At 60.2% G+C, this 8562-nt stretch carries 10 protein-coding genes and 1 pseudogene; 6 read left to right on the plus strand and 5 right to left on the minus strand.

Translation table 11 applies throughout. The annotated features are described in order from the left end of the window. Positions 1–488 precede the first annotated feature (488 nt). Positions 489–809 carry a DDE-type integrase/transposase/recombinase gene (locus tag ACSSV8_RS19555; protein WP_454283597.1) on the plus strand — a complete coding sequence of 107 codons (321 nt, stop codon included), beginning with the start codon at positions 489–491 and terminating at the stop codon, positions 807–809. A 30-nt stretch (positions 810–839) separates the two neighbouring features. Next, positions 840–959, plus strand: a pseudogene (locus ACSSV8_RS19560) (integrase core domain-containing protein); the annotation flags it as partial. Between the two features lie 306 nt (positions 960–1265). On the opposite strand, the gene repC reads toward ACSSV8_RS19560, so the two are convergent. The 3 genes from repC to repA all read right to left on the minus strand — a co-directional run bounded on the left by repC (position 1266) and on the right by repA (position 4839). Beyond that, the gene (gene repC / locus ACSSV8_RS19565) at positions 1266–2480 is read right to left on the minus strand and encodes a plasmid replication protein RepC (protein ID WP_454283591.1); all 1215 of its coding nucleotides are present in this window, start codon (positions 2478–2480) and stop codon (positions 1266–1268) included. A gap of 182 nt (positions 2481–2662) precedes the next feature. Continuing rightward, positions 2663–3655: a plasmid partitioning protein RepB gene (repB, locus tag ACSSV8_RS19570; RefSeq protein WP_454283592.1), complete on the minus strand. Its 993-nt coding sequence runs from the start codon at positions 3653–3655 to the stop codon at positions 2663–2665. Continuing rightward, positions 3655–4839, minus strand: a complete 1185-nt coding sequence (gene repA, locus ACSSV8_RS19575) for a plasmid partitioning protein RepA (RefSeq protein WP_354540825.1) — start codon at positions 4837–4839, stop codon at positions 3655–3657. The genes repB and repA overlap by 1 nt, the downstream gene beginning before the upstream one ends. A 228-nt stretch (positions 4840–5067) precedes the next feature. Between repA and ACSSV8_RS19580 the strand changes: the two genes are divergently transcribed. Both ACSSV8_RS19580 and ACSSV8_RS19585 read left to right on the plus strand, forming a co-directional pair. Then, a complete protein-coding gene (locus ACSSV8_RS19580; protein ID WP_454283593.1) occupies positions 5068–5295 on the plus strand; it encodes an AbrB/MazE/SpoVT family DNA-binding domain-containing protein in 228 nt (75 codons plus the stop codon). Next, on the plus strand, positions 5285–5680 hold the full coding sequence (locus tag ACSSV8_RS19585) for a PIN domain-containing protein (protein ID WP_454283594.1): 396 nt from the start codon (positions 5285–5287) through the stop codon (positions 5678–5680). Before ACSSV8_RS19580 ends, ACSSV8_RS19585 begins: the two co-directional genes overlap by 11 nt. 78 nt (positions 5681–5758) lie before the next feature. Here ACSSV8_RS19585 and ACSSV8_RS19590 read toward each other — a convergent pair whose 3' ends face one another. Further along, complete coding sequence (locus ACSSV8_RS19590) at positions 5759–6643, minus strand: recombinase family protein (protein ID WP_454283595.1); 885 nt, start codon at positions 6641–6643, stop codon at positions 5759–5761. A gap of 126 nt (positions 6644–6769) precedes the next feature. Between ACSSV8_RS19590 and ACSSV8_RS19595 the strand changes: the two genes are divergently transcribed. Together ACSSV8_RS19595 and ACSSV8_RS19600 are read left to right on the plus strand one after the other, a co-directional pair. After that, a complete protein-coding gene (locus tag ACSSV8_RS19595) occupies positions 6770–7027 on the plus strand; it encodes a type II toxin-antitoxin system ParD family antitoxin (RefSeq protein WP_454283596.1) in 258 nt (85 codons plus the stop codon). 62 nt (positions 7028–7089) lie between these two features. Beyond that, complete coding sequence (locus ACSSV8_RS19600) at positions 7090–7359, plus strand: type II toxin-antitoxin system RelE/ParE family toxin (RefSeq protein ID WP_354540490.1); 270 nt, start codon at positions 7090–7092, stop codon at positions 7357–7359. Here the strand turns inward: ACSSV8_RS19600 and ACSSV8_RS19605 are convergent. Then, positions 7354–8451 carry a tyrosine-type recombinase/integrase gene (locus ACSSV8_RS19605; RefSeq protein WP_454283598.1) on the minus strand — a complete coding sequence of 366 codons (1098 nt, stop codon included), beginning with the start codon at positions 8449–8451 and terminating at the stop codon, positions 7354–7356. The two genes, ACSSV8_RS19600 and ACSSV8_RS19605, sit on opposite strands and share 6 nt — an antisense overlap. Positions 8452–8562: the final 111 nt, after the last annotated feature.

The raw sequence follows: 8562 nt of genomic DNA on the forward strand, positions 1-8562 counted from the left end.
ACCGTGCTGCAACTCAGACGCCGTATACATGGCCGCAACCGAAATCATGCCAGCATCAACCGAAAATCTCTTGCCCCGCGGGAGCCATCCATACACGGTCCGAGGCCCATGCCGAACCGCGCCGCCGCGATGCCGTGAGGAAGCTGATGGAAGAGCATCGGTTCACCGAGCGGCGGGCGTGCAGGCTGGTCGGGATTTCACGGTGGAGCCTGGCCTATCAGGCCCGACCAGACCGCCACGCGCGGTTGAGGGAACGCCTGATCACCTTGTCAGGCAAGCATCGGAGGTATGGTTATCGCATGGCTCACATGCCAAGCTGGTCCGCGAGGGTTTCAAGGTGAACGTCAAGGTGGTCGAGCGCATCTATCGCGAAGATTGAGGAGGATCAGAAAACAGCGTGGGGCGCTGTTTTCCCGACGAAACTGTGGCTGCGTCGCACCAAGCGCAAAAAGGTTCCGCGTGAGGGCCGTGAGGGCGCCTGGTGCCAGATCGCGGCCAACCAGCGCTGGTCGCTCGACTTCACCAGCGATGCGCTGGCCAATGGCCGCAAGTTCCGCACCGCCAACCTCAAGGACGATTGCACCCGGGAGTGCCCGGCGATCGAGGTGGATTTTTCGCTGCCGGGCGAGCGGGTCGTGGAAATGCTGGAACGCGTGGCCCGTGAACGGGGATACCCCGATATCCTGGTCGTGGATAACGGCCCGGAACTGCGCGGGCGCGCGCTTGATCGATGGGCTGATGATCACGGCGTCCAGCTCTATTTCATCGATCCGTTTGTCGGGAAAACAGCGCCCCACGCTGTTTTCTGATCCTCCAAACCCAACCCGAGACACGCCTATATCGAAAGCTTCAACGGCCGATACCGCGAGGAATGCCTGAACCAGTGCTGGTTCACCAGCATCTTTGAGGCCCGTCAAATCATCGAGGAATGGAGGATCGATTACAACACGGAGCGCCCGCACGAGCCACTTGAAATATCAAACGCCGGAGGAGTTCGCAGCCGCACGTTGGACTGGCTCAGCACCAGCTTGCCAAAGGGGATATCCCGCGAAGGGGACAGGGTGATTTTCTGGACAGCTTTGGTCATCATATCTTCTCCACGACGAACGTCGGAAGCCACTCTCCCGATCTCACCTCCCGTCACCCTCAAACCAACAGTCCTTTCGCTCTCGCTACCCTTTGTTCCCGCACCGGTGGAGATAGTTCACAGCTGTGAACTTTGGCAAATGAACGGTCGCGGCGATAGGAGTTCACAGCTGTGAACACTAAGCCGCGCTCCGTCGTCCGATCAGCGCCATGACCATCGGCCCGCAGGAAAACTCGCCAGCCGCAGCCTTGGACGTCAACGCCCGCAAGTATCCACCAGGTGATCTGATGTCCGAAAAACGTTCCAGCATGGCCACGACGACGATCGAGGCTTGCTCTGGTCCCATGCAGCGCTGCGCTTCTTCCCAAGCGGAAACACTGATCCCCATGGCCGGCCGCACATGACAAGCCGCGTCGAAAAGCTGGTGCCAATGTCGAACGTCGCCCTGATAGAAAGTCTTGAGCGAGGGGCAGCTGGCAATCACCAGGTGGAGCGGGATTTTCGGCACCCGCCTCGTATCAGGCTCTTCGACGTCAGCCACAGGCTCATCCGTATCAACATCAGGCACGCCGCTCGCCGCCGCCCCGCCTTTTTCGAAGGCAGGTTCAAGATCTATAGGTTCTTTATTTGAATTATGAAGGTGACGCTCAAAATAGGCATCATTGGTGTTCATTTCTTCTGTTTCAGGGCCATCAATGACATTGCGCGCCTGGTCAAGGAGGGTCTCCAGTTCAGTCCGAAATGCCGACAGATCCTCAAGCGAAAGCTTGCGGCGAAGAGCGCGGGCTGTGAGAGCGGCCGTATCGCGGAGCTGGTCCCATAGGCCAAGCCCGGGCTGGATCTCCTCGCCGAACTCCGCCAGGGCGGCCAGGTCGCGACGCATGAGGCTCACCACCTCCCTCAGTCGCCGCACACGGTCCTCGGCCTCACGCACAGCCTCTGCGGCCCGTGCAATCTCCTCTGCCCGGCAATAGAGCGGGGAGAGGTCAAAGCCGAAGGCCACGCGATCTTCGCCACGCTTGCGCACATACCGCTTCCCATTGGGGCTATCGCGCCGGATGAGCAAGCCTGCGTCTACCAACCGGGCGAGGTGACGGCGCATCGTCGAGCAAGGCATGCCGTTCAGCCGCTCGCAGATCGCCTTGTTGGATGGGAAGACGACCATTTCGGTGTTCCCGCCAAGCGCATCGTCCGGAAAGAAGCTCAGAAGCCCCTGAAGAACGGTCAGATCGCGCTCGGAAACCCCAAAGGCGGCCTGTGCCTTGGACAGCTCGCGCAGAAGCTCCCATTTGTTGACGGGCTTGCCTGGAACAGACGCCTCGGGCCGCTCGACCACGCGCAGATGGGCGTGCGAGATCGGCCGCATAAACGGCGAAATCGGTGTGTAATCCATGATGTCATTCACGAAGGCATAGAAAAGCTGTTCCGCGAATCACATATGACTTGCGGTTTGCGCGCTGGCCCACTACCTTGAAATTGCTAAGATCAAAGTTGGGGTCTCGTGGAGCGCAAGCTTTGCGGGACCTTTTCTTTAGCCTGTACCGTGCCTCCTTTTTGTTGCTGCTCTGCCTCTCTTCATGTCTCGCGTTTCCAGCGATCGTGAAGCTCTTCGAGGACGTCCTGCGCGCGGGCATCCAGCCACTCCGCAAAGGCATCATCCACGTCCGTCAGGTCCAGGCGAAGCGTCCGGCCAGATCTCTTGATCGCGCCCACTGGCGTGCCATCAATTACAAGGGCAGTGGCCTTCGATCTCGGCTTCTTGCCGAGCGTCGGACTCACACTCTTTTTTATGTGCCGTGCAACGGCTTCAAAAGCCGCCACCGAAGGATCGACCTTAGGATCCTCGTCGGCCTGTTCGCTCACGGCGACCTTGGCGCGAACATCAAGAGCAACCCGGGAAAGTTCGTCGATATCGATCCGGCTGTCGGAAAGCTCTTTCGACAAAGCTTCCCATCTGGGACGGCCGACGCCGTGAGCCGGTCCGATTGCGTGGGCCAAGGCAGTTCCGATCGCCTTGGCAACAGAGACCGACATCGATACCGCCGAACGGGTCACGTTCAGCACCTCGGCAATCTGTGCCTGAGAGCCAAAGCCACTATCGAGCAGTTCCTGAGCGAAGAGGGAACGCTCGATGTAACTCAGGTCACGTCTACCAGTGTTTTCTGAGACTTGAGCGCGCAGTGCGGCGGTATCGTCCAGGTTAGCTATGAGGGCGCGAACCTTGCTCACTTTGTCGGAGGCACGAATTGCCTCAAGACGGCGGCGTCCATAGACGAGGAGATAGCGATTGGGGTCGGTCGGATGGCGCCGAACAAGGATGGGCACAGTTTGCCCGTTTTGTTCAATCGACGCGCGAAGATCGTGCACATCCTTTGGATCGAGGCGGTCCGAGTATCGCTCGTCTTGGATCTCGACCGGATCGAGTTCCCAGACATGGTGAGCATCGACAGCATCACGCGCCGACCGCAGGGCCCGATTGCTTGACATCATGCTACCAGGGGCAGGGGGCGTCCCCGCCGCCGCCAGACTATCGAGCATGGACATGCGCCTTTTCTTGCTGTCGGTCATCAGCGCCCCCAAGTCTTCTGAATGAGCTGGGTAATCTCGTCGTTGACCGCATTCAGGCTTTCAATGGCTCGGTCATAGGTCGTCCGAGTGAAGGCGCTGCGTTCGACCTCGTAAAGGGTCTGCTTGGTCAAACCGGCATCCGAGATGGCCGTCGACTTGAGCATCGGCGCGTTCAAGACCTTGTCGCCATACATCGTCCGCAAGAAGGCGACGATACGGTTCTGCGGTGCGTCTGTCGGCTCATACCGGGTCAAGAGATACCGCATCCAGTCATGCGACATGTCGGCCCCACTGTCGGCAATGACGTCCATCAGGTCGGCCGTCATTCTGAGAAACTGGCTCATCGACATCACGTCGAGCATCTCGGGATGGATCGTCACGAGAACGCCTGTCGCGGCCGACAGCGCGGACATGGTCAAAAACCCGAGCTGCGGAGGACAGTCGATGACGACGACGTCATATTGCTCATCGACCTGCGCCAGCGCCTCCTTCACACGGAAGAAGAACAAACCCGCGTTGCCGCGAGAAAGCGCCCGTGGCGTCTCGTGCTCGAACTCCATCAGTTCGAGATTCCCAGGAATCAGGTCGAGGTTCGGGATGTATGTCTTTCGGATCACCTCGGTGATCGGAACCGGGTCTTCATAACGAATCGCATCGTAGAGCGTGCCGCCGTCCAGAAGGTCGAATTCAGGCTGAACCCCATGCAAGGCCGTAAGTGAAGCCTGCGGATCAAGGTCGATCGCCAGGACACGGTAACCCTTGAGGGCCAACCGTTGAGCAAGATGCGCCGAGGAGGTCGTCTTTCCCGAACCACCCTTGAAGTTCATCACGCCGATGATCTGCAGATGGTCACCGGCGCGACGACCGGGCAGGTAGTCTCCTGGCTTTCGAGCCGTTTTCTCCAACAAAACGCGCAAGTTATGGATATCTTCAGCCGAATAATGCCGCCGGTTCCCCGATGAAACTACTGGCGAAGGGCCCTTGCCATCAAGGTGGAGCTTTCTGAGGTATGAGTCGTTGACGCCCAGCAGAGCAGCAGCTTCCCCAGAGGTGAATTTGCGCATAGACTTGGATGCGTCGGGCGGGAACAGGCTCTCACGCTGCGAATGCAGCTGCGCCGCCAGCAACTCGGAGTGCTGACGGATCACGGCGTTCAGGTCTTCCTGTGTATCGGCTCTGCTCATCTGCCCTCGCGCGACCCCTTTTTCTTGCTGGGGCGTGTTCACGGATTATGGCGTTTAGTCGCCTCTTTCCGTGACTATTGCCGGAGGAGTCAGATTCGTGCAAGCTCTTTCTAAATGTGGTGTCAGCCGCTGCGTGATGCACAAGAGCGGCTCGGGTTCGTGGGCAGGCTTGTCTTGGGAACCTTTCGGATATACATTACAAGACGTATATCCGCATGGGAGGTCAAGATGCAGGTCGCAAAATGGGGTAACTCGCTGGCCGTCCGTTTGCCCGCGGAGCTCGTCCGAGAGCTTGGTCTCAAGGAGGGTGATCAGATCGACCTGGTCAAGGAGGACGGTCGGGTCAGAGTCCATCGCCTTGCTCGTGCGGATGAGGTGCTGACCGGCCTGCGCCGCTTCCGGGGCAAGTTGTCCGCTGCAGATCGTCTGAGCCGCGACGACGCGCATGAACGCTGAGTTCGCGGACACGAATGTCGTTCTCTACCTGCTCGACGACGGCCCGAAGGCCGATCGCGCAGAGGTCATCCTGGGGCAGGGACCGCGGATCAGCGTTCAGGTCCTGAACGAGGCGCTGGTGAACTGCCGCCGCAAGGCTGGCCTCAGTTGGGAGGAAGCAGCCGCGTTTCTCGAAGGCGTGCGCGCCTTGTGTCCCGTCGAAGATCTCACCGTGCAGACCCATGACGTCGGCCGCGCTTTGGCGGAACGCTACGGCTTCTCGATCTACGACGCGATGATCGTGGCCAGCGCTTTGGTTGCGGGCTGCACCACGCTATGGAGCGAGGACATGCAAGATGGCCTGCTGGTCGAAGGCCAGCTGCGGATCGTAAACCCCTTTGCATGAACGGGCAGTTTCCGAGCATGGCGCTGGACGTAGCCTTGTAATCCTTCCATGACGCGGAGGATTTGCAATGTTGTGTGGCTACTCAAGCAGCCCCAGCCTCTCAGCCCGTTCCAGCAGCATCTTCACCGACGAGGGCTGCCAGCTGGTCCGTCCGCGCGGCGTGCGCTCGCGCATTGCTTCCAGCCGGGCGCAGATCGCCTGAAGCGTAATGTCGGGATCCGCGCCCTTGATGGCGGCGACGATGGCGGGCAACCGGTCGTCGGTTTCGCGGCGCCCGGCGCGGGCCAGCACCTCGGCAGACAGGAAGCCGTCGCGGACATAGGCCTTCACGGCGCACAAAAGACGGCTTTGGGTCCTGCGACGCGCCTCGGGCAGGGGGCCGTTGATGATGCGCACCACGTCTTCCCAGGCCAAGTCGGGGCGCAACCGGCGCACATGGGGCACCCAATCTTGTGCCGTCTCATTCAGACGCTCCATGTAGCCGTCCTGTCGCGCCAGCCGCACCCTGCGAAGAGCGGCAGGGTCTTTGGCCCGCAGTCCTGGGTTCCCGCCGACCCGGCCCTTGGTACGGGCGCTCGCCAGCCCGGCCTTGGTGCGTTCGCGGATCAGTGCCCGCTCGAACTCGGCCGCGGCGCCCAGAACCTGCAGTGTAAACTTGCCTTGCGGGGATCCGGTGTCGATCGGGTCCTGAATCGAGCGAAAGAACGCCCCCTTGGCCTCCAGCCGCTCGATCACCTCCAGCAGATGCGAGAGGGATCGCGCGAGGCGGTCGATCCGCACGACGACCAGCGTGTCGCCTTTGCCGATTCGTTCCAACACCCGCGCAAGCACCGGTCGCGCACGATTGCCGCCCGAGGCCTGTTCTTCATGGATCTCGGCGCAACCCGCGGATTTAAGGGCCTGCGACTGGGGCAGGGGGGTTTGATCCTCGGTTGAAACGCGCGCGTAGCCTATCAATGGCATCAAAACAGTCATTTTGCAGTTTTATCTATCACTACTAAACGACCGTTTGGCGACGGCGATGCGAGGGTTCAAACGATTGACCAAAACTTTGTATTGGCATATATTGCCAACTAGGAGATTTATGCCATGGTGACACGCAATGTCGTTCTGACCGAAACCCAAGACCAGCTGGTTCAGGCTTTGGTGGCGTCTGGACGCTATCAGAACGCGAGCGAAGCAATGCGTGCGGGGCTACGGCTGCTCGAACAGGAAGAAGCTCAGTTCGCAGGGATCCGGCAAGGCTTGCTCGAGGGATTGGCGCAAGCTAGGTCAGGCGAGTTTGCCGAAGGTAGCGGAGAAGAGGCGATCCGACGGGCCTTTCGACAGGCACGCGCATCTTCATGAGTCGCTCCTTTCGGCTGACGCGCCGCGCAGAGGCCAGCCTGGTTGAGATTGCCAAGTGAACGATAGCGAACTTCGGGTTCAAGCAGGCCGAACTTTATGAAACGGAACTACTCGACCGCTGTCAGGCGATCCTGAACGGTCAGGCGCATAGCCGGAGCTGTGCTGTTTTGGTCGATGATGCTGCGGATTTGCGGTTCACGAGGGCAGGGGAGCATTTTCTGGTGTTTCTGGATCAGCCGGACGAAGTGATCATCGTCGACATCCTGCATTCCCGAAGCGATCTTCCAAACCATGTTTCCGCGCTGGCGGCGTCAAGGAATGATATATCATAGTCCCGCCGCCTTGGTCAGGTTCACCCGGAACCGATCACGGCGGCGTTGATAGCGGCGGGTCATTTCCGCCGAGGCGTGGCCGAGTTGCTTCTGGACGTAGCGCTCGTCGACCTCGGCGGAAGAGGCCAGGCCGGCACGCAGGCTGTGCCCCGAAAACAGCGCCAGCCGTTCTTTCTCGGGCAGGTCTGACCGGATGCTCGTGTCCAGCACGGTGCGCTTGATAAGTCGCGCAACATGCTTGTCATTAAGCCGCGCCTCCAACGCGCGCTTGCCGTCACGCGAGGTGCGGACAAAGACCGGCCCGAAGTCGATCTTCGAGAAGTGCAGCCATTGTTCCAGCGCATGGACGGGACAGGTCTGATCTGACGAGCCGCGCCCGATCTCGACCTCGCGCCAGCCGGTTTTGGCGTTCAGGGTGAGCAGGGTGCCTTTGCCGAAAATCTCGATCCAGCCGCCGCTGCCGGGGGTGTCGTCCTTGTGGACGTCGAGACTGACGATCTCGGATCGCCGCAGCCCGCCCGCATAGCCCAAGAGCAGGATCGCACGATCCCTGAGCCCGCGCAGGTCGTAGGGCAGGGTGGCGACCATCGCGAGAATATCCTCGGCCAGGACCGCCTCCTTCTGCAGCGGTGGGCGCGCGTGCCTGCGTTTGATCCCGGCCAGCACCGTGGCGATGTGACGGTTCTTTCGATCGAGGGTGAAACCGCGTTTCGCGTAGTTCCAGGCAAGGCCCGACAAGCGGCGGTCGATTGTCGAAACTGATAGGGCAGGGGAGGGGGCCGAACCGGACGCCAGATCGGCCAGGTAGAGTCCAATCATCTCGGGAGACGGCGGTAGAGGCTCGGTGCCCTTCATCCGGCACCAGCGCGTGAAATGCCCCCAATCCTTCGCGTAGGCCGTCAGCGTGTTGTCGGACGCTGCAGCGCGGGCATAGTCGCGGGCGGTGTCGACCAAGCGATCAAGGCTGCCGGACCCCGCAACATGGGAGGGCAGGGCGATCCCATCGCTTTTTTCTTGATTTCTCGCGTCGCCCTGAGCATCATGAATTGCATCAGAGTTTGATGAAGTCGGCTTTTCGTCCTCTGAAGCCATTTTCCAGTGAATCCAGTGTCGGTCTGTCGGAGTTCTTGAGACTGCGTTCCATGTGTTTTCAATAGCTTGCCTGTGTCGCATTTCTGAAACCGATTCAAGGTATGTGAGACT

This window comes from Roseovarius sp. MBR-79 (assembly GCF_053628555.1).